The sequence below is a fragment of the Achromobacter sp. Root83 genome (genome assembly GCF_001428845.1).
Lineage (GTDB): Bacteria > Pseudomonadota > Gammaproteobacteria > Burkholderiales > Burkholderiaceae_B > Achromobacter.
Map to the genome: position 1 here is coordinate 291067 of NZ_LMIU01000024.1, position 20805 is coordinate 311871.

A 20805-nucleotide genomic window follows, 5' to 3' on the forward strand; every position below is an offset into this window, starting at 1 on the left:
GGATTCGATCCGGGAGACAACGATGCGTATCGGCGAATTGGCGACGGCGGCCGGCACCACGGTCGAAACCGTCAGGTATTACGAAAAGGAAGGGCTGCTTCCCGCACCGGACCGGGGGCTGAACAACTACCGCAGCTACGGGCAGCCTCACCTGGAGCGGCTGCGCCTGATCCGCAATTGCAGGGCGCTGGATATGACGCAGGACGAGATCCGCGCCATCCTGTCCCTGGCGGACAATCACCAGACGGGTTGCGGCCCCATCAACGAACTGTTCGACGAACATATCGCGCACGTCGACGCCCGCATCGCGGAACTCACGCAGTTGAAGGCCCAGCTTGGAGAATTGCGCCAGCGCTGCCTGTCCGCCAGGCCCGACACGGAAGACTGCGGCATCCTGCATGGCCTGAGCGAAATGCAGGTTGAAGAGCGCCAGGAGCGGCACACGCACCTGGGCTGAAAGCCCGGCCAAGCCAGCCTACTAGGGAAACCCCGATCCGTTTACAACGGATCGGTGGATTGTTTTGCCTCATCTTGGCATGTAAGATGTCCAACATCCAACAAATGACGGAAGGCGCCGGTTTTCATCGGTCACCGTTCCGGTCAAGAAGATGCGAGGCAGACAAGCATGGAATCAAAACCTCTGAGCCGGTTCACGGTTCTGGACCTGACCCGAGTGCGTTCCGGGCCGGCCGCGGTGCGCCAGTTCGCGGATTGGGGCGCCACGGTCATCAAGATCGAGGAACCCGGCGACGAGCAGGACGACAAGCCCGGCGGTTCCGCGCAGTTCGCCGATTACCAGAACACGCACCGCAATAAGCGCAGCGTGACGCTGAACCTGAAGCATCCCCAGGGGCGGGCGCTGTTTCTGGACCTGGTGCGCCAGGCCGATGTGGTGGTTGAAAACTATCGCCCCAACGTGAAGTTCAAGCTGGGCATCGACTACGAGTCACTGCGCAAGGTCAATCCGCGCATCGTCTATGCCAGCGTATCGGGCTTCGGGCAGGATGGCCCCTACGCCACTCGTCCGGGCCTGGACCAGATCGCGCAGGGAATCGGCGGTTTGATGTCCGTGACCGGCGAGCCCGGCCGCGGCCCGATGCGGGCAGGGATTCCCATCGCCGACCTGACCTCGGGCCTGTTCTGCGCAATCGGCATCTTCATTGCGCTGCTGGAACGCGAAGTCTCGGGTCAGGGGCAGTGGGTCCAGACGTCGCTGCTGCAGTCGCAGGTTTGGATGATGGATTTCCAGGCGATGCGCTGGCTGATGAACGGCGAGGTCCCGGGTCAGAGCGGCAACGATCATCCCACCAGCAGCCCCACGGGCGTGTTTCCCACCCGGGACGGCTATATGAATATCGCCGCCATGGGCAACGACATCTATGCGCGCCTGTGCCGGGTGCTTGAGATCCCCGGTCTGATCGAAGACGAACGATTCCTGACGGTGCCGCTACGCGCGCGCAATCGCGCCGCGCTGAACGCCGCCATCGGCGAACGCACCGCGACGCGCAATACGGCTGAGTGGATTGCGCTGATGAACGAACAGGGCGTGCCTTGCGGCCCGATCCTGGGCATGGACCAGACTTTCGAGGACCCACAGGTGCGGCACCTGAATCTCAGCCGCCAGATCCAGCATCCCGGCCTGGGGCCGATTTCGGTGGTGGGGCAGCCGATGATCCTGAGCCGGACCGGGCCGGGCGAGATGGCGCCCGCGCCGGAGCGGGGCGAGCACAACGGCGACGTGTACGGCGGCATGCTCGGTCTGGCGCCGGCCGACCTGCGGCAGCTGGCCCAGGACGGCGTGATCTGACGCGAGAAGGCTAATATCGCCGCCATGGCCGCCGGAAACAGGGCGGCCCCGACGGAGCCCGCCCCATGATGAACGCCACTTCCACCGCCACCGACCAGGTTTTTTCCAGCCTGGGACGTCCTGACAATCTGCCCGACGAGATCGCGGCGCAGATTCGCCAGAAGATCGTCTCGGGCGAGTTCGAGCCGGGCCAGCGCCTGCCCACGGAATTCGAACTGGCCCAGATGTTCGCGGTCAGCCGGAATGTCGTGCGCGAAGCGATCGCCCGCCTGAAGCTGTCGGGGTACGTGGACACCCGGCGCGGCGTGGGCACCTTCGTGGCGCTGGACATGGGCACGCGCAATTTCGAGATTGCGCCCGAGGACCTGCTGCAGCCCGAGCCGCTGGCGCATATTTTCTGGCTGCGGGTCGAACTGGAGTCGGGCGCGGCCGCGCAAGCGGCGCTGCATCGCAAGCCCGAGCAGATCGAGACCCTGCGACAGGCCCTGTTGAAGGTCGACGCCGCCGGCAATGACTGGCAGGCGGGCGCCGACCATGCGCTCGACTTCCACATGGCGGTGGGCGAGGCGACCAACAATCCTTATTTTGTCCGGTTGCTCGCGCACCTGCGGCACGTGTTCCGCGGCGCCGTGCGCACGCTGCGCTACACCAGCGCCGGCACTGAACGCGTGGCTGAGATCGAGCGCGAGCACCACCTGATTTTCGATGCGATCGCCGCGGGCGACAGCGATGCGGCGCGACAGGCCATGCGCACGCACCTGACCAACGGCATTCAAAGACACCAGACAGTCATACAAGGAAAGCAACCGTGAACATCCAACGCATCCTGCAGGGCGAGATCACCGATCACATCGTGGCTGAAAAGCGCGGCGCGGCGGGTTGGCTGACATTCAACGATCCGCAGCGGCACAACGCCGTTTCGTATGCGATGTGGGAAGCCATTCCGGTCGTGCTGAAGGCGTTCGGACAGGATCCGGAGATCCGCGCGGTGGTGCTGCAGGGAGCGGGTGGCAAGGCGTTCGTCAGCGGCGCGAACATTTCGCAGTTCGATACCTTGCGTAGCGGCGAAGAGGCGGTCCAGGCCTACGAGGTCGTCGCCGAGGCGGCGCAGTTGGCGCTCTACGACTACGACAAGCCGACACTGGCGTACATCCAGGGCTATTGCATCGGTGGCGGCTTGAACATTGCCTTGTGCTGCGATATCCGGCTGGCGTCGGAAGGCAGTTCGTTCGCGATCCCCGCGGGCAAGCTGGGGCTGGGCTATCGGTTGACCGCGATCCGCAACCTGGTCACGGCGGTCGGCCCGGCCAATGCACTGGAGATCTTCCTGACGGCAGCGCGCTATACGGCGCAAGAGGCCAAGGACCTGGGCCTGCTCAGCAAGGTGGCGCCCGCCGAGGAATTGCCCGCGGTGCTGGACAAGATGCTGTCCCAGATCCAGGCCAATGCGCCGCTGACGTTGCGCGCCGGTAAACGGATGATCCGTCAGATGCAGCAGCTCGGGCCCGAGGTCGACGTGGAAGGCATGCGCCGTCTGGTCATGGAGTGTTTCGAAAGCAACGACTATCGCGAAGGCCGCAAGGCGTTCGCGGAGAAAAGAGCGCCGGTTTTCACCGGCACCTGATTCCGGCGCCAGGCCGGATTCCCCACGCAGGTTCCAGGACCGCGCTTTCCCGGCGCGGCCCGGGGACGGCTGCGTCTTGAATCCGGCTTCGTTCCGGTTCCCCCGGCATCCGCCCCGATTCCCCGGAAGGCGAAGCCACAGATCGCGCAGGCAAGCGCGGCGACGAGGAGACAGATATGAAAACGACTACCCTGAAATTGGCGCTGGCCGGACTGGCATGGGCATGCGCTACGGCGCCGGCTCATGCCCAGGGCGGCTACCCCAGCCAGCCGATCCGCATCATCGTGGGCTACTCCGCGGGCGGGACGACCGACATCCTGGCGCGGGCGCTCGGCGAACAGCTCAGCAAGGAGCTCAAGCAGCCCATCATCATCGAGAACAAGGCCGGCGCCGCTGGCAATATCGCCGCGGCCGCGGTGCAGCAGGCCGCGCCCGACGGCTACACCCTGTTCATGGCCACCGTGTCCAGCCATGGCATCAATCCGGCCGTGTACAGGAAGTCGCTGGGATACGATCCCGTGGGCGGCTTCACGCCGGTCAGCATGATCGCGTCGATTCCGCTGGTGCTGGTTGCAAATCCCAAGCTTCCCGTCAAGTCCGTGGCTGACCTGGTCGAGCTGGCGCGCGCCAAGCCGGGCGACCTGAACTACTCGTCCAGCGGCAACGGTTCTCCGGTTCACGTCGCGGGCGCCATGTTCGCCTCGGAAGCGCACGTGACGATTCAGCACGTGCCGTATCGCGGCGGCGCGCTGGCCAATTCCTCGGTCATGAGCGGCGAAACGCAGTTCAGCTTCGCGACCCTGCCGGCGGCGCTGCCTCAGGTCAAGGCCGGCAGCCTGCGTGCCCTTGCCGTCACCACGCGCGAGCGTTCGACCGAACTGCCGGATGTGCCCACCGTCGCCGAAACGACCTCGTTCAAGGGCTACGAGATCAACACGTGGAACGCGCTGATGGCACCCAAGGGCACGCCAGACGCCGTCGTTGATGTGCTGAACAAGGCAGTCGCCCGGGCCCTGGCCATGCCGGCCCTGCAAACCCGCTTCAAGGGCGAAGGCGCGACCCCCGGCGCAAGCAGCCCGGCGGAGCTGGGCCAGTTCGTCAACGCGGAACTGGCGCGGTGGGCGACGGTCATCAAGGAAGTGAACATCCAGATTGAATGACCTCTGGCCCCGCGTGGAGATGGCGCGGGCGGGGAAGGGACTTGGCGTACTATGAGAATCTGTTTCTTTCCCATTTGCGCCTGAATCAATGACCGTATCCCAGACCGCCACGCCCTTGCATGCCCTGAACACGCGCCGTTCCTTCAAATTCCTGCGGGCGCCGGCGCCCAAGCCCGACGAACTCGAACAGATCCTGCAGGCCGCCATGTCGGCCCCCGATCACGGCGCTCTGCGGCCATGGCGTTTCGTCGTGATCCAGGGCGAGGCCATCGGCAAGCTGGCGGACGTGGCGCTGGACGCCGTCAAGCGCAGCGGCGATCCGCGCATGACGCCGGAAAAGGAAAAATCGGTGCGCGAATGGATGGCCGGCGTGCCGCTGTTCATCGCCGTGGCGCAGAAGATCGCGCATGGCAACACCAAGATTCCGGAGCAGGAGCAGTTGCTGGCCACCGGCTGCGCCACCATGAACATGCTGAACGCCGTCCACATGCTGGGCTACGCCGCGTTCTGGAGCACGGGCATGGGCACCTACGCCGAAGACGTGCAGAACGCGCTGGGCCTGGACTCGCTGGATTACCGCTTCCTGGGCTTCCTGGCGGTGGGCACGCCGGCTTGCGCGGTGCCCCCGGCCAAGCGGCCGGACTACCGCGAATTCGTCACGGAGTGGACCGGGCCGGTCTGAGCCGGCTGGCGGTTGGCCATCGCGCTTGCGCGCCAGGCAATAAATGACAATAATTCTTATTGTTAATTAGCTTGGCGCCTTGTTATGTCCTCATCCGCGCAGCCCACGGAGCACGCCGCTGCCGAGCTGTATGAAACCCATCACTCCTGGCTGCAGACGTGGCTGCGGCGCAGGCTGGGGTGCCGCGAAGACGCCGCCGATCTTGCGCACGATACCTTCGTGCGGATCCTGTCGGGCCGCCAGGCCGAAGCGATCCGCGAGCCCCGGGCGTTCCTGACCACCCTGGCGCAGCGCGCGCTGTTCACCTTCTGGCGCCGGCGCGACCTGGAACGCGCCTATCTCGACAGCCTGCAGTCGCTGCCGCAGGCCAGCGCGCCCAGCGAAGAGAGCCGCGCGCTGGTGGTCGAGGCGCTGATGCATATCGACAGCGTCCTGCACCGCCTGCCGCGCAAGGCGCGCCAGGCTTTCCTGCACAGCCAGATCGATGAACTCAGCTACGCCGAGATCGCCGCCCGCATCGGCGTTTCCGCCATCACGGTGCGACGCTACATGAAGCAGGCCATCACGCTGTGCGTGGCGTCACGGCTGGCGCCATGAGGGCGCCCGTGCTGCCGGCCGAACTGGAATCGGCCGTGGACTGGATGGTGCTGCTGTCTTCGGGCAGCGTCGCCGTGGCGGACCGGGTCCGTTTTGAAAGCTGGCGCCAGTCCGATCCGCGCCATGCCGCCGCCTGGGAGACCGTGAACGCCGCCGTCACGGGATCTTTCGACGCCCTGGGCCAAGGCGGACAACGGCGCGCCGCGGGGGCGGTGCTGCAGGCGCCGCCGGCCCGGCGCCGCGCGTTGCGCAACATGCTGATGCTGGCGCTCACCGCCAGCGGCCTGGCGGCCCTTGCCGACCGCCAGACGCCGTTGCGCACGCTGACGGCCGACCTGCGCACGGGCACCGCCGAGCGCCGCATCTATACCTTGCCGGACGGCAGCGAATTGACACTGAATGCGCGATCCGCCGTGGATCTGGACTTCAGTGCCGGGGCGCGCCGGGTTCGCCTGCGCAGCGGCGGCGTGTACGCGCGCGTGGCGCCCGACGCCAGCCGGCCCTTCATGGTCGTGAGCGCCGACGGCGAGGTGCAGGCGCTTGGCACGGTCTTCAGCGTGGCCCGAGAGGGCGCCTCCAGCGTGGCCAGCGTGATCGAGCACAGCGTCGAGGTGCGCGCGGGCGGGCAGCGCAGGATCTTGCGGGCGGGCGAGGGCGTACGCTTTGGGCCGGACGGACTCGGCCAGCCGGATGCGCTGCTGGCGGATGCCGCCGCCTGGCAAAGCGGGATGCTGGTCGTCCATGACGAACCCCTGGGCGCCGTGGTGGACGCGTTGCGGCCCTATCGGCGCGGGTTCATCAGGATCACCCCTGCCGCCGCCCGGCTGCGCGTGCTGGGCGCGTTTCCGCTGGACGACACGGACCGGACGCTGGAATCGCTGCGCCAGACGCTGCCCATCGAGGTCAGTGCGCCAGGCGGCTGGATGGTCAACATCGACCTGCGCGCGGACGCCACCGAAAAAAGATGATCACTTTTTCCGGCCTCGCTGGACATACCTCCTGAAACGCCAAACTGTTTGCAGGAGATTCCATGTTCCATCGTTATCCGGCCGCGCCGCTGGCGGCCGCGCTGATCGTCGCCCTGACCGCGCCCGCGGTCCAGGCCCAAAGCGAGACCCAGACCCCGGCCCCGGCCCCGGCTTCGGCACCGACTGCCACCCGCTACGATCTACCGTCCGCGGCGCTGGGCGACACCTTGACCCGCATCGCCCGCCAGAGCGGGCGCCCGGTGTCGGTGGATCCCGCGCTGGTTGCGGGACGCACGGCGCCGGCCGTGTCGGGCGCCTACACCGCCGAGGAGGCCGTGCGCCAGGCGCTGGCGGGCAGCGGGCTGGAGCTGGCGGTGACGGCCAACGGCACCCTGAGCGCGCGGCGCGTAACCGGGAACACGACGATGCTGGAGCCCGTGCGCGTGACCGGTGCGATCGAATCGCCCACCGGCCATGTCGAGGGCTATGTCGCGCAGCGCGCGATGTCGGGCATGAAGACCGACACGGCCCTGATCGAGACGCCGCAATCGGTGTCGGTCGTCACCAGCGACCAGATGCGCGCGGTGAAGGCCGCGTCGCTGGCCGACGCACTGGGCTATACCCCCGGTGTTTCCTCGCAGTCGCCGGCGTTCAGCCGGATGGTCGACGACCTGATGCTGCGCGGATTCAACGTGGCCGCCGGCAACTCCGGGCAGTTGCGCGACGGCCTGAAGTTGCAATCCAGTGTCTACGATGGCGGGCAGGAACCGTACGGCCTGGAGCGGGTGGAAGTGCTGCGCGGCGCATCGTCCGTGCTGTATGGACAACTGAGCCCCGGCGGCGTGGTGAACACCGTGAGCAAACGGCCCACCGCCGACACGCTGCGCGAGTTGAACCTGGAAGCAGGCAGCTACAACCGCCGGCAGGTGTCGGGCGACTTCGCCGGCGCGCTGACGGAGGACGGCGCGTGGACCTACCGGTTGACGGGCCTGGCCCGCAATGCCGACAACTGGGTGGACCACGTGCCGGACGACCGGACCTATCTGGCGCCGGCGTTGACGTGGCAGCCGTCGGCGGCCACATCGCTGACGCTGCTGGCAACGTACCAGCGCATCCGCACCAAGTTCGCCGCGCCCATGCCCGCCGCCAATACGTTGAATGGCCAGATTCCGCGCGACCTGTTCATCGGTGAGCCGGATTTCGACCGCTACGACACCGACACCTACACCGTGGGCTATGCCTTCGAACACGCCTTCAATGACCGCGTGAAACTGCGCCAGAGCGCCCGCTATTTCACGGCCGACGGCACCTGGGACTACCTGTCGTTCGGCGCCCTGCAGCCCAATGGCCGCACGCTGCGCCGCGGCGTCGTCAGCCGCAGCGAGCATTCCTATGGCGTGGCGACCGACACCTCGCTGGAGCTGAAGCTTGACGGCGGCCCCTTGCAGCACACCGTGCTGGCGGGCCTTGACTACTACCGCAGCGGCTACGATTCCCACCGCCATTCCGGCACGGTGGCTCCGCTGGCCGACATCTACAACCCGGTCTACGGCGCCGTGCCGGTCCTGAACACCGCGGCCGACTACGGCATCAACACGCGGGCCAGCGCGCTGGGACTCTACGTGCAGGACCAGATCAAGATCCAGGACAAGTGGGTGGTGGTGCTGGGCGGACGCCAGGATTGGGCCGATACCGACCAGAAGAACTACGCCAACGGCGCCACCACCCGGCTGCGCGATACGGCCACGACCGGCCGCGTGGGGCTGCTCTACCTGGCCGACAACGGCCTGGCGCCTTACGTCAGCGCCAGCCAGTCATTCGCGCCCACCGTCGGCGTGGACCGCGCCGGCAATGCCTTCAAACCCACCAAGGGCACCCAGTACGAACTGGGCCTGCGCTACGAACCGCCCGGCGGCAACATGCTGTACAGCGCGGCGGTCTACGACCTGTCGCAGACCAATGCGCTGACGAGCGACCCCGCCGACGCCACGTATTCGGTGCAGACGGGCAAGGCGCGCTCACGCGGCCTGGAACTGGAGGCCAAGGCCCGCCTGGGCGCGCTGAACCTGACCGCCAGCTACGCGTACACCGATGCGCGCACCACGCGCAGCAACACGCCGGCCCTGGTGGACCAGCGCATCGCGCTGGTGCCCCTGCACAGCGCGTCGGTGTGGGCGGACTACAACCTGACGGCGGCGGGCGTGAGCGGCCTGACCGTGGGTGCGGGGGTGCGCTATGCCAGTTCGACCAATCTGCCGGGCTACCCCGCCAACGTACCGGGCCAGTTCCTCGTGGACGCCATGGCCGCCTATGACTTCGGCGCGCTGGACCCGTCCATGGCCGGACTGTCGCTGACGCTGAACGCGCGCAACCTGTTCAATCGCGGCTACCTGGCTTGCGCCGGCAGCACTGGCTGCCGTTACGGCGATCCGCGCACCTTGTACGCGACGCTGAGCTATCGCTGGTAGAACGCGGCGGCCCGGCCTGCGCAACGCAGGAAAACCCGTAGTGCAACACGGGCCCGCAAGTCTGCGGGCCCCGCTCATTCGCCCTGTCCCCTGTGCTAATCTCGTCAACGGCCCACGCACAGATATCCCCGTGCGAAGGCCGACGACGGCAGCGCCCGAGGTCACACGCCTTTGGCAACGCCCTGGTAGGAAGAAAACGCATGACACGATCAAGCGTGGAGACAATACATGAGCCAATATGGGCCGCTGAAGTTGCACGTCCCCGAGCCGACAGGGCGACCGGGATGCAAGACCGACTTTTCCTATCTGCATCTTTCGCCGCCCGGCGAGGTGCCCAAACCCCCCATTGATGTTGCCGCCGTCGATACCGGCCCGCTGGCCTACAGCCTGGTCCGGGTGATCGACGACGACGGCCGCGCGGTCGGGCCCTGGGCGCCAGAGATCAGCAACGAGCTGCTGCGGGCCGGCATGCGGGCCATGCTGAAGACGCGCATCTTCGACGGGCGCATGCTGACCGCCCAGCGCAAGAAGAAGATCTCGTTCTACATGCAGAGCCTGGGCGAAGAGGCCATCGGCACGGCGCATGCGCTGGCGCTGGAACAGGGCGACATGTGTTTCCCGACCTATCGCCAGCAGAGCCTCTTGCTGTCGCGCGACGTGTCGCTGGTGACCATGATGTGCCAGCTCATGTCCAATGAACGCGATCCGCTCAAGGGCCGCCAGCTTCCGGTCATGTACTCCGACCGGCCCAACGGCTTCTTCACCATTTCGGGCAACCTGGCCACGCAGTTCATCCAGGCAGTGGGCTGGGCCATGGCGTCGGCCATCAAGGGCGATACCCGCATCGCGTCGGCCTGGATCGGCGACGGCGCTACCGCGGAAGCGGATTTCCACACGGCGCTGACCTTCGCGCATGTGTATCGCGCGCCGGTCATCCTGAACGTGGTCAACAACCAGTGGGCCATCTCCACCTTCCAGGCGATCGCCGGCGGCGAAGGCGCGACCTTCGCGGGCCGGGGCGTGGGCTGCGGCATCGCGTCGCTGCGCGTGGACGGCAATGATTTCCTGGCGGTCTATTCGGCGTCATGCTGGGCCGCCGAGCGCGCCCGCCGCAATCTGGGGCCGACGCTGATCGAGTGGGTGACATACCGCGCCGGTCCGCATTCCACCTCGGACGATCCCTCGAAGTACCGCCCCGGCGACGACTGGAGCCACTTCCCGCTGGGCGATCCGATAGAACGCTTCAAGAAGCACCTGATCCTGTTGGGCATCTGGTCCGATGCCGAGCACGACGCCGTCCGCGCCGAGCTCGACGCCGAGATCCTGGCGGCCCAAAAGGAAGCGGAAAGCTACGGCACCCTGGTGGACGGACACGTCCCCAGCGCCGCCAGCATTTTTGAAGACGTCTACAAGGACATGCCGGAGCACCTGCGCCGGCAGCGCCAGCAGCTCGGAGTCTGACGATGGCAATCGATAACAACGCTGGTCCGGCCTCGGCGCCGATGACCATGATTCAGGCTTTGCGCTCGGCCATGGATGTAATGCTGGAGCGCGACAACAACGTGGTGGTGTTCGGACAGGACGTCGGCTACTTCGGCGGCGTCTTCCGCTGCACCGAAGGCCTGCAGGCCAAGTTCGGCAGTTCACGCGTGTTCGACACGCCGATCTCCGAGGGCGGCATCGTCGGCGTGGCGGTGGGCATGGGCGCCTACGGGTTGCGGCCCGTGTGCGAGATCCAGTTCGCCGACTATTTCTATCCCGCCTCCGACCAGATCGTGTCCGAGGCGGCGCGCCTGCGCTACCGGTCCGTGGGCGAATTCATCGCGCCCATGACAATCCGCATGCCTTGCGGCGGCGGCATCTACGGCGGGCAGACGCACAGCCAGAGCCCCGAGGCGATGTTCACGCAGGTCTGCGGGCTGCGCACGGTGATGCCGTCCAACCCCTACGACGCCAAGGGGCTGCTGATCGCCGCCATCGAAAACGACGATCCGGTGATCTTCCTGGAACCCAAGCGGCTCTACAACGGCCCGTTCGACGGCCATCACGACCGTCCGGTGACGCCCTGGACCGGGCGCCCCGGCAGCATCGTGCCCACCGGCTATTACACGGTGCCGCTGGAATCGGCCGCCATCGTGCGGCCGGGTTCCGAACTGACGGTGCTGACCTACGGCACCACGGTGCATGTGTCGCTGACCGCGGCCGAAGAGGCCGGCATCGACGCCGAGATCATCGACCTGCGCAGCCTGTGGCCGCTGGATCTGGATGCCATCGTCAATTCGGTGAAGAAGACCGGACGCTGCGTGGTGGTCCACGAGGCCACGCGCACCTGCGGCTTCGGCGCCGAACTGATTTCGCTGGTGCAGGAACACTGCTTCCATCATCTGGAGGCGCCCGTGGAGCGCGTGACCGGTTGGGATACTCCCTATCCGCACGCGCAGGAATGGGCGTACTTCCCTGGCCCGCGCAGGGTCGGCGAAGCCTTCAAACGCGCGATGGAGGTGTGAGATGGGGATTCATATCATCAAGATGCCCGACATCGGTGAAGGCATTGCGGAAGTTGAACTGGTGGGCTGGCACGTTAAGGTGGGCGATACCGTCGCCGAGGATCAGCCGCTGGCCGATGTGATGACGGACAAGGCCACGGTCGAGATCCCGTCGCCGGTGGTCGGCAAGGTGATCTCGTTGGGCGGGGACGTCGGCCAGGTGATGGCCGTGGGCGGCGAACTGATCCGCCTGGAAGTCGAGGGCGAGGGCAATGTGAAGGCGGGGGCGGCTGCACCGGCAGCCGGAGCATTGGCCGCTGGGACTTCGGCCGCGGGAGCATCGGCCGTCGCGGGGTCGCCCGCCGCGGGATCGCCCGCCGCGCAGAAGCCCGGGGCTGCCGGGGTTTCCGCGTCCGCGTCCGTCAAATCCGAGAAGGACGCGGCCGCGGGCCGGATCGCGGCTTCCGTGCCGCCGGGCGGCGCGGGGGCGCAAGCCCACGCCAAATCCCCGGCGGCGCGTGCGGCCGGCGGCGCGCCTGCCGTGGCGCGCCAGCCCGGCGAGAAGCCGCTGGCGTCGCCCGCCGTGCGCAAGCGCGCCTGGGACCTGGGGGTTGAATTGCGTTACGTGCAGGGCAGCGGTCCGGCCGGACGCGTCATGCACGAAGACCTGGACGCTTATCTGCAATCGCAAGGCTCGGGCGTGGCCGCGCGCGCGGGCGCTGCCTACGCCGAACGCAACGATGAGGACGCCGTGCCCGTCATCGGCCTGCGCAGAAAGATCGCGCAGAAAATGGCGGAATCCAAGCGCCGCATTCCGCACTTCAGCTACGTCGAGGAAATCGACGTGACCGAACTCGAAGACCTGCGCGTCCAGCTCAACGCCAGGTGGGGCGAGTCGCGCGGCAAGCTGACGCTGCTGCCGCTGCTGGCGCGCGCCATGGTGGTGGCGCTGCGCGACTTTCCGCAGATCAATGCGCGCTATGACGACGAGGCTGGCGTGGTGACACGCTATGGCGCCGTGCACATCGGCATCGCCACGCAAAGCGACGGCGGCCTGATGGTACCGGTGTTGCGTCATGCCGAGGCACGCGACCTCTGGTCCATCGCGGCCGAGATCGGGCGGCTGGCGCAGGCGGTGCGCGCGGGCAGCGCGGGGCGCGACGAGCTGTCCGGCTCCACCATCACCATCACCAGCCTGGGCCCGCTGGGCGGCGTCGTGACCACACCGGTGATCAATCATCCCGAGGTCGGCATCGTGGGCGTGAACCGCATCGTCGAGCGGCCCGCCATCCGCAATGGCGCCGTGGTGGCGCGCAAACTGATGAACCTGTCGTCGTCCTTCGACCACCGCGTGGTGGACGGCATGGACGCTGCGCGCTTCATCCAGGCGGTGCGCGCCCTGCTGGAACAACCCGCGCTGCTTTTCGTGGAGTAAGCATGAGCCAGATCACAAAGACTACGACCTTGCTGGTGATCGGCGGCGGCCCCGGCGGCTACGTGGCCGCCATCCGCGCTGGGCAACTGGGCGTGCCGGCCATCCTGGTCGAAGGCGCCCAACTGGGCGGCACCTGCCTGAACATCGGCTGCATTCCGTCCAAGGCCCTGATCCACGCGGCCGAGGAGTTCGACAAGGCGCGGCACTACGCGGACAAGTCCGCGCTGGGCATTGCCGTGGACGCGCCCCGCATCGATATCGCCCAAACCGTGGCCTGGAAGGACGGCATCGTCGGCAAGCTGACGGGCGGCGTGGGCGCGCTGCTCAAGAAGAACGGCGTGGAGGTGGTGCAGGGCTGGGCCACGCTGCTGGACGGCAAGACCGTCGAAGTGGAAACCACCGACGCGGGCCGGGTCCGCATCCAGTGCGAGCACCTGCTGCTGGCGGCCGGCTCCGAGCCCACGCCGCTTGTGTCCATGCCCTTTGGCGGGATGGTGGTGTCGTCCACCGAAGCGCTGTCGCCCGCCAGCATCCCGAAGCAGCTCGTGGTGGTCGGCGGCGGGTACATCGGCCTGGAGCTGGGCACCGTGTACCGCAAGCTGGGCGCGGAAGTGGCCGTGGTGGAAGCGCAGGACCGCATTCTGCCCACCTACGACGCCGAACTCACCAAGCCCGTGGCCGCCGCCCTGGCCAGAATGGGCGTGGCGCTGCACCTGGGCCGCAAGGTGCTGGGCCTGAACGGCGCGGGCGATGCCGTACGGGTGCAGGATGCCAGCGGCGCCGAGACCCTGCTGCCGGCCGACCGCGTGCTGATCTCTGTGGGGCGCCGTCCGCGCACGCAGGGCTGGGGGCTGGAAAGCCTGCAGCTCGATCGCCAGGGCAACGCGCTGCGCATCGACGACCAGTGCCGCACGTCCATGCGCGATGTCTGGGCCATCGGCGACATCGCCGGGGAACCCATGCTGGCGCATCGCGCGATGGCGCAGGGCGAGATGGTGGCCGAACTGGTGGCGGGCAAGCGCCGCCATTTCCAGCCGGCCTCCATTCCCGCCGTGTGCTTCACCGACCCCGAGGTCGTGGTGGCGGGGCTGTCGCCCGTCGACGCCGAAAGCGCGGGACTGGATTGCCTGACGGCGTCCTTCCCCTTCGCCGCGAACGGCCGCGCCATGACGCTGGAATCCACCGACGGGTTCGTGCGCGTCGTGGCCCGCCGCGACAACCATCTGATCGTCGGCTGGCAGGCGGTGGGGCGGGGCGTCTCGGAGCTGTCCACGGCGTTCGGCCAGTCGCTGGAGATGGGCGCCACGCTGGAAGACGTGGCCGGCACCATCCACGCGCATCCCACCTTGGGCGAGGCCGTGCAGGAAGCGGCGCTCAAGGCGCTGGGGCACGCGCTGCATATCTGATCCGGCCGGGATCGCTTCCAGCCGCTAGAGCGCCGCGCCTCCGGTTCGCCGGGGCGCGGCGCGATGTCGTTCAGGCAGGGCGTTTGCGCAACAGGTACTTTTGCTCGCCGTCCATCACCAGCACGTCTTGCTGGTTGCGCACTTCGCTGCCCATGACGAGGACGCCCGTGCTGCGCCCAGGTGTCAGCGCCGTCACGCGCAGCGACGCATACAAGGTATCGCCCACATAAACCGGCTTCAGAAACCGGCTGCTCTGCTCCAGGAAGGCCTTGAGCGAATCTTCCACCATGTGCGGGAACAGGCCGGCGCCGGCCGCGGTCTGGATGGCGACCTGAAATCCGTGCGCCAGCATGTGCGGCATGCCATGGGCGCGGCAATATTCCACGTCGTAGTGCACCGGGTGGTTGTCGCCGCTGGCCAGTTGAAAGGCGGCGAACAACGCATCGGTCATGGTGCGGGACGGCAGATTGAAAATCTCGCCAATCTGGAAGTCTTCGAAATAGCGCTGCGCGCACAGTTGATGCTTGATCATGCAAGGGTCCTGTTGTTGATGGGGTGGCGATGGGTCAAATCCGGTCCGCGTGGCCAGACTTCAGTTCGCGCTCATGTTGGTGGCCTTGGCGACTTTGCTCCACTTCGCCAGTTCACTGTCCAGGAAGCTGGCCAGCGCCGCGGGCGAGGGGGCCGTTTCCAGTACCAGCCCCATGTCATAGGCTCGGCGTTTCAGCCCGTCGTCCTGAAGCGCGGCCCGCAGGGATGACGTGAGCTTCTCGATCACCGGGGCAGGCGTGCCGGCCGGCGCGAACACGGCGTTCCAGGTGTAGGCCTCGTAGCCCGGAATGGCTTCGGCGATGGCGGGGGCGTCCGGGGTCTGCGGCAAGCGCTGCCCCATCGACGTCGCCAGCAAGCGGACCGTGCCGGCATGCACCTGGGCCAGGCCGGTGGGTGCGCTGTCGATCATGAAATCCAGATGCCCGCCGATCACGTCGGCCATCGCGGGAGCGCTGCCGCGATACGGCACGTGCATGGCTCGTGTCCCGGCCAGATAGTTGACCAGCTCGGCGGCCAGGTGCGGCGCGCTGCCGATGCCGGCCGAACCATAGTTGACCTTGCCCGGATGCGATTTCAGGTAGGCCAGGAATTCCGGCAAGGTCTTTGCCGCAATGGACTTGTTGACGACGAGCACCAATGGCGCCTTGGCGGCCAGGCCTACGGGCGCGAAATCTTCGACGGTGCGATAGGGCAGGGTCGCGTGAATGCTGGGATTGACCGCATGCGCCACCGTGGTGAGCAGCAGCGTATAGCCGTCGGCCGGCGCCTTGGCGACCACTTCCGTACCCACCATCGTGCCCGCGCCGGTACGGTTTTCCACGATGAACGTGGCGCCAGTCTGGCGGGCCCAGCTTTCGGCCAGCGCGCGCGCGAAGGTGTCCGTGGGACCGCCGGCCGCATACGGCACGACCAATTTCACCGGCCGTTCCGGGTAGGCTGGCTGGGCCCCGGCCAACGGCGCGGCGGCCAGCAGGCCCAGCGCGGCGGTCAGCTTGCGGGCCAGCGCGGCCCAGGAAAATCGTGGGTTCATGTGTTGTCTCCGTTCCTTGTTTTTTCCCGCCGGATGCCGTCAGGCTGTGTCGGCGCGTTGCGGGCGGCTTGGGGTTTGTTCCCTGGCATCGGCAAAATATAAAGACGATGATCCGGGGCGAACAGTCGAATGTTTCTTGCCCGACTTAGAACCTTTCTAACAATGGCTTGCCCTGGCCGTATGGCGGGGTCTGCGAGGTGATTGCATTGCGCTACGAATTGACCGACCTGCGTGTTTTCATGGCCATCGCCGAGGCCAAGAGTCTGACGGGCGGCGCGTCCGACCTGCATCTGACCGCGCCATCCGCCAGCTACCGCCTGAAGAATCTGGAGCAGGCGATGGGCGTTCCGCTGTTCGTGCGCACGCAGAAGGGCATGTCGCTGACACCGGCGGGCATGACCGTGCTGCGCTACGCCCAGACCATTCTTGGCAATGTCGAGCGCCTGCAGGGCGAGATGCGGCGCCATACCGACGGCATCGAGGGGCACATCCGCGTTTTCGCCAACAGCAGCACCATGAGCAGCCTGCCGGCCGCGTTGAGCCGGTTTCTGGCGGCCTATCCCAACGTCAACGTCGATCTTGAGGAACGCCTCAGCGCCGAAACGGTCAAGGCGGTGCTGGACGGGCATGCGGACGTGGGATTGGTGGCAGGGGCCATCGAGATGCGCGGACTGGAGTTCATCACCTATGGCAAGGACGAACTGTTGTTCATCATTCCGCCGCGCCACCCGCTGGGCCTGCATCGGCGCGTATCGCTGGAGGCCGCGCTGGCGCACGATGTCGTGGCGATCGGCCGCAAGAGCAGCAATTTTCTGTATCTGCAGCAGATGGCCGAGCAACTGGGTATCAAGCCGCGCGTTCGCGTGCATGCACCCAATTTCGACGCGGTATTGCGTTGCGTCCAGGAGGGCGCGGGCATATCCCTGGTGCCGCGCTCGGTGGCCGCTGTCGCCCTTGCCCAGGGCAAGGTCGAGTGCGTGGAAATCGAGGAAGCCTGGGCGGTGCGTGAGCAGCGCGTGGTGATGCGCGGCATGGAAGCGCTGCCGGTGTATGCGCGCGACTTCGTCGGCTACGTTACGCAGCTGACGCCGGTGGAACACAGCGATTAGAGAATCTTGAAGCGCGATTAAAAATTATCGACTGGCCGTGCCGGGCTGGCATTCCTATAATTTTTTTCCATGGCCGGCCGCCTGATTGGCCCGCCGCCACCTCCGACTGACAGGACGATATGACCGCAGCATTGAAACCCCTGGACGGCATCACCGTCGTCGCGCTTGAACATGCCGTTGCCGCGCCCTTCGCCAGCCGCCAGTTGGCGGATCTGGGCGCTCGCGTGATCAAGATCGAGCGTCCTGGCGTGGGCGACTTCGCGCGGGGCTACGACGGCACGGTGCATGGCTTGTCTTCATTTTTCGTGTGGGCCAACCGGGGCAAGGAAAGCCTGTGCCTGGATCTGGAACGTCCCGACGAGCGCGCCGCGTTACAGCGGCTGCTGGGGCAGGCCGACGTCTTCATCCAGAACCTGGCCCCTGGAGCGGCGCAGCGCAAGGGGCTGGACTTCTCCACCTTGCATGCGCAGTTCCCCAAACTGATCGTGTGCGATATCTCGGGCTATGGCGACAGCGGCCCATTTCATCGGAAGAAGGCCTACGACCTGCTGATCCAGGCCGCGGCCGGCTTGATCTCGGTGACCGGCACGCCTGACGCGCCGGCGCGTACCGGCATATCCATTGCCGATATCTCGGCTGGCATGTATGCGTATTCGGGCATTCTGACGGCGCTGCTGCAGCGCGGGCGCACGGGCGCCGGCTTGCGCGTTGAGGTCACCATGCTGGAGGCGCTGACCGAATGGATGGCCTATCCATTGAACTTTGCGCACTATGGCGGTTCGCCGCCAGCCCGCAACGGGGTGGCGCATCCGGCCATCGCGCCTTACGGCCAGTATCAGGCAGGGGATGGCAAAGACGTCATTTTCGGGCTGCAGAACGAACGCGAATGGGTGCGCTTCTGCGTCGACGTGTTGCGGGATCCGGCCGTCGCGAACGACGAGCGGTTTTCATCCAACGTCCTGCGCGTCACCAATCGTCAGGCGCTAGATGCGCGAATAGCGGCGTGCTTTGCGTCGCTCACGCGGGAAGAGGTCCTGTGCAGGCTGGACGAAGGTGGCATCGCCAATTCCGCGCTGAATTCCATGCACGACGTCTGGGAACATCCCCAACTGGCCGCGCGCGGCCGCTGGCGCGATGTGACTACGCCTGCGGGACCGATCCGGGCGCTGCTGCCGCCCGCCACGCTATCGGGTACGGAAGCGGCAATGGGCGATGTGCCGGCGCTGGGCCAGCACACCGGGGCGATCCTGGCCGAATTGGGCTTCGATTTGCCCGTGTGAGGCCTGGCTACTGGCTCCCGTCGATATACGGCCGTGCCTGCAGGATCAGGATGCTGTCTCCCTGCACGGCCCATTCAATGTCCTGGTCCACATTCCCCAGGCGCTGCTTGACCTGCCGCCCCACGGCGGCCAGGCGCGCGACCAGCGCGTCGTTCAGCACCTGCCGCGCGCCTTCGATGGGCACTTCCCGCACGCCGCCGGCGGCGTCCGCCACCAGTTGCGTGTCCTCGGCGGAGCGGCTCAGCACCTGCACGGCCTTGGACCAGCTTGAGTACATGAGCTGCTCGGCCTGCCGCTTGCCTTCCACCACCTTGATGCCCAGGCCGCGCTTGGCCGATAGGTACGTCACGTAGCGGCGGGAGGCGTCGAAGGGATCGCGCGTGATCATGACGCCCGAACTGTCCGACGCGGCGGCAAGCTGCACCAGCACGCCCATGACGACGCCTTCCTGACCGATGCCGGCGGCGCGGCGCGCTTCATAGGCTTCGAAGTTGTAGACCGAGGCCCATACCGTCCGCACGGCCCGCGCCAGCGCATCGGCCTGCGTCACGTTGGGCACGGTGGTGTACAGCCCCGCGCCGCTGAAGCCCGGCAGGTCTTCGGAATTGGACGAACTGCGCACGAAGACGCCGCGGCTACCTAGCTGCTTTTGCCAGCGATCGGTCCACGCGCTTGCCTGGGCCGGGCCGGCGGGCGCCTGGATGATGGCCTGGCGCAGCGCGGCCAGTTCGGCGCGGCGCACGTTGGCGTCGCCGGCGAAGTCGGGCCGCTGCTCCAGCGCCGCCACACGCTCTGGCACCCGCAGTTGCCGCATGAACGCCGCGTAATGAGCAAACGGAATGCAAAAGCCATCCGGCACGCTGGCCGTTGGGGGAAGCACGGCTTTCAGGGCGCCCAGGTTGGCCGCCTTCACGCCGCAATGGCGGCTGTCGCGCGCCGTCATGCCGGACAACGGTTTGATGTCGCGTACGCTCAAGTCGGGCTTGGGCAGCGCCGCATTGGCCGGCTTGACGGCGGGCGCGGCGGGTTGGGCGATGCGTTGCACCTGATACCCGTTGCTGGACACCGTCAGCTCGACCCATTGGCCGTCGTGCTCACGCAGCGCCTCGACGGCGTCGCGCACGTAGGCGTTGGGAATGCGCCAGCCCTTGGCCAGCAGGTTCACATGCGACAGCAGGGTGGACGGCCGCTGCGTGATCAGCCCGGCCACGGGCGGCAGCGCCACGGGCACTTCGTCCAGCACCAGGATGTCGGTGGGCGACAGGTCGGGCGTGTCGTCCACCGATTTGACGATGCGCAGCCGCCCCTGCGCGCGCCCGGTGTTCAGCGGAAGAAAGGTCTGCTCGCGCAGCAGCGCCTCTTGCGTCACGAAGCTCAGCCCCACGCCTTGCGCGGTCTGCTCCTGCCGGGTGGAATTGCTTTTGAAGCGCACGGGGGAGTAGAAGGTGGCGCCGAGTCTTTCCCCGGTCAAGGCCAGCAGTTCCGGCGTCAGCAGGTCGCCCTCCCAGAATTCATAGGTGTAGCCGGGCAGGTCGCGCTGCCAGCTCAGCGTGCCGAACAACAGGCGCCGGTTGGGGTCCTTGTATTGCGCGATGAGCGCGGCCTTGTCCCCGGACAGCAGGCGCCGCTCGCGCGCAAAGGTCTCGTGCAGCGCGTAGCGGGGCGTGTGCACGAAATAGATGCGGTTGGCGCGCTGCCGGTCGATCACGAACAGCACATGCGGGATCTCCAGCGGCGTACCAGCGTTGTAGAAGCGCGCGAGTTGCCGGAATTCGTCCTCGGTGCGGACCTGGTTCAGGAAGGCCGGACCGCCCCAGCGCGCGTCTTCTTCCTTGCGCGCTTCCCGTTCATCGGGCCGCAGCGGGCGGGCGTTTTCATAGGGAGACGGCTTGCGGGCAGTTTGCGCCTGGACGGCGGGGCTGACCACGGCGCTCAGCAGGCAGATCGTGCCCAGGACGGCCAGGAACACGCGAGGCGGAGCGGACGGCTTGAGCGGCGCGCACGAGGGATGCATGGGACCGGGAAGGCTGCGGGAAAGCCGCAATCATATCGGACGTTATTGGGGACTGGCCCCGGAACGCCGGATGTGCGGCGGGCGGCTCGCGCCTCGGCCTGGGCGTTTTGGCGTAAGCGGCCCGTCATGCCGATGGCACGAACCTTGCCGCCGGATGCAACAAGGCCCCCGGGGAGGGGGCCTTGCG

18 protein-coding genes are annotated in these 20805 nt (G+C 67.0%); 15 read left to right on the plus strand and 3 right to left on the minus strand.

What is annotated here, in order from left to right; genetic code table 11:
- Nucleotides 1–22: 22 nt before the first annotated feature.
- The 13 genes from cadR to lpdA all read left to right on the plus strand — a co-directional run bounded on the left by cadR (nt 23) and on the right by lpdA (nt 14633).
- Nucleotides 23–457, plus strand: coding sequence for a Cd(II)/Pb(II)-responsive transcriptional regulator (gene cadR / locus ASE30_RS22920; protein WP_057286568.1), 435 nt, complete (start codon nt 23–25; stop codon nt 455–457).
- A gap of 168 nt (nt 458–625) precedes the next feature.
- Nucleotides 626–1807 (plus strand): CaiB/BaiF CoA-transferase family protein, encoded by a 1182-nt coding sequence (locus ASE30_RS22925; protein ID WP_057286569.1) that lies wholly within the window; start codon nt 626–628, stop codon nt 1805–1807.
- Nucleotides 1808–1875: 68 nt separating this feature from the next.
- Nucleotides 1876–2619 carry a FadR/GntR family transcriptional regulator gene (locus ASE30_RS22930; RefSeq protein WP_057286635.1) on the plus strand — a complete coding sequence of 248 codons (744 nt, stop codon included), beginning with the start codon at nt 1876–1878 and terminating at the stop codon, nt 2617–2619.
- Nucleotides 2616–3431: an enoyl-CoA hydratase gene (locus ASE30_RS22935; RefSeq protein WP_057286570.1), complete on the plus strand. Its 816-nt coding sequence runs from the start codon at nt 2616–2618 to the stop codon at nt 3429–3431. Before ASE30_RS22930 ends, ASE30_RS22935 begins: the two co-directional genes overlap by 4 nt.
- 176 nt (nt 3432–3607) lie before the next feature.
- Nucleotides 3608–4591 carry a tripartite tricarboxylate transporter substrate binding protein gene (locus ASE30_RS22940; protein ID WP_082601691.1) on the plus strand — a complete coding sequence of 328 codons (984 nt, stop codon included), beginning with the start codon at nt 3608–3610 and terminating at the stop codon, nt 4589–4591.
- 88 nt (nt 4592–4679) lie between these two features.
- Complete coding sequence (locus ASE30_RS22945) at nt 4680–5273, plus strand: nitroreductase (protein ID WP_057286571.1); 594 nt, start codon at nt 4680–4682, stop codon at nt 5271–5273.
- A gap of 84 nt (nt 5274–5357) precedes the next feature.
- Nucleotides 5358–5870 (plus strand): sigma-70 family RNA polymerase sigma factor, encoded by a 513-nt coding sequence (locus ASE30_RS22950; protein ID WP_057286572.1) that lies wholly within the window; start codon nt 5358–5360, stop codon nt 5868–5870.
- Complete coding sequence (locus ASE30_RS22955; RefSeq protein ID WP_057286573.1) at nt 5867–6838, plus strand: FecR family protein; 972 nt, start codon at nt 5867–5869, stop codon at nt 6836–6838. The genes ASE30_RS22950 and ASE30_RS22955 overlap by 4 nt, the downstream gene beginning before the upstream one ends.
- A gap of 62 nt (nt 6839–6900) precedes the next feature.
- A complete protein-coding gene (locus tag ASE30_RS22960) occupies nt 6901–9306 on the plus strand; it encodes a TonB-dependent siderophore receptor (protein ID WP_057286574.1) in 2406 nt (801 codons plus the stop codon).
- Nucleotides 9307–9534: 228 nt separating this feature from the next.
- The gene (locus tag ASE30_RS22965; RefSeq protein ID WP_057286575.1) at nt 9535–10767 is read left to right on the plus strand and encodes a 3-methyl-2-oxobutanoate dehydrogenase (2-methylpropanoyl-transferring) subunit alpha; all 1233 of its coding nucleotides are present in this window, start codon (nt 9535–9537) and stop codon (nt 10765–10767) included.
- Nucleotides 10768–10769: 2 nt separating this feature from the next.
- A complete protein-coding gene (locus ASE30_RS22970; protein ID WP_057286576.1) occupies nt 10770–11813 on the plus strand; it encodes an alpha-ketoacid dehydrogenase subunit beta in 1044 nt (347 codons plus the stop codon).
- Between the two features lies 1 nt (nt 11814).
- Entirely contained in the window at nt 11815–13227 is a 1413-nt protein-coding gene (locus ASE30_RS22975) for a dihydrolipoamide acetyltransferase family protein (protein WP_057286577.1), read from the plus strand.
- A gap of 2 nt (nt 13228–13229) precedes the next feature.
- Entirely contained in the window at nt 13230–14633 is a 1404-nt protein-coding gene (gene lpdA, locus ASE30_RS22980; protein WP_057286578.1) for a dihydrolipoyl dehydrogenase, read from the plus strand.
- Nucleotides 14634–14703: 70 nt separating this feature from the next.
- Here lpdA and ASE30_RS22985 read toward each other — a convergent pair whose 3' ends face one another.
- Both ASE30_RS22985 and ASE30_RS22990 read right to left on the minus strand, forming a co-directional pair.
- Nucleotides 14704–15165, minus strand: coding sequence for a MaoC family dehydratase (locus ASE30_RS22985; protein WP_057286579.1), 462 nt, complete (start codon nt 15163–15165; stop codon nt 14704–14706).
- A gap of 60 nt (nt 15166–15225) precedes the next feature.
- Nucleotides 15226–16215, minus strand: coding sequence for a tripartite tricarboxylate transporter substrate binding protein (locus ASE30_RS22990; RefSeq protein ID WP_057286580.1), 990 nt, complete (start codon nt 16213–16215; stop codon nt 15226–15228).
- Nucleotides 16216–16421: 206 nt separating this feature from the next.
- On the opposite strand from ASE30_RS22990, the gene ASE30_RS22995 reads away from it, so the two are divergent.
- Nucleotides 16422–17324 (plus strand): LysR family transcriptional regulator, encoded by a 903-nt coding sequence (locus ASE30_RS22995; protein WP_057286581.1) that lies wholly within the window; start codon nt 16422–16424, stop codon nt 17322–17324.
- A 119-nt stretch (nt 17325–17443) separates the two neighbouring features.
- Complete coding sequence (locus ASE30_RS23000) at nt 17444–18604, plus strand: CaiB/BaiF CoA-transferase family protein (RefSeq protein ID WP_057286582.1); 1161 nt, start codon at nt 17444–17446, stop codon at nt 18602–18604.
- Nucleotides 18605–18611: 7 nt separating this feature from the next.
- Here ASE30_RS23000 and ASE30_RS23005 read toward each other — a convergent pair whose 3' ends face one another.
- Nucleotides 18612–20618 (minus strand): PEP/pyruvate-binding domain-containing protein, encoded by a 2007-nt coding sequence (locus ASE30_RS23005; RefSeq protein ID WP_057286583.1) that lies wholly within the window; start codon nt 20616–20618, stop codon nt 18612–18614.
- Nucleotides 20619–20805 lie beyond the last annotated feature (187 nt).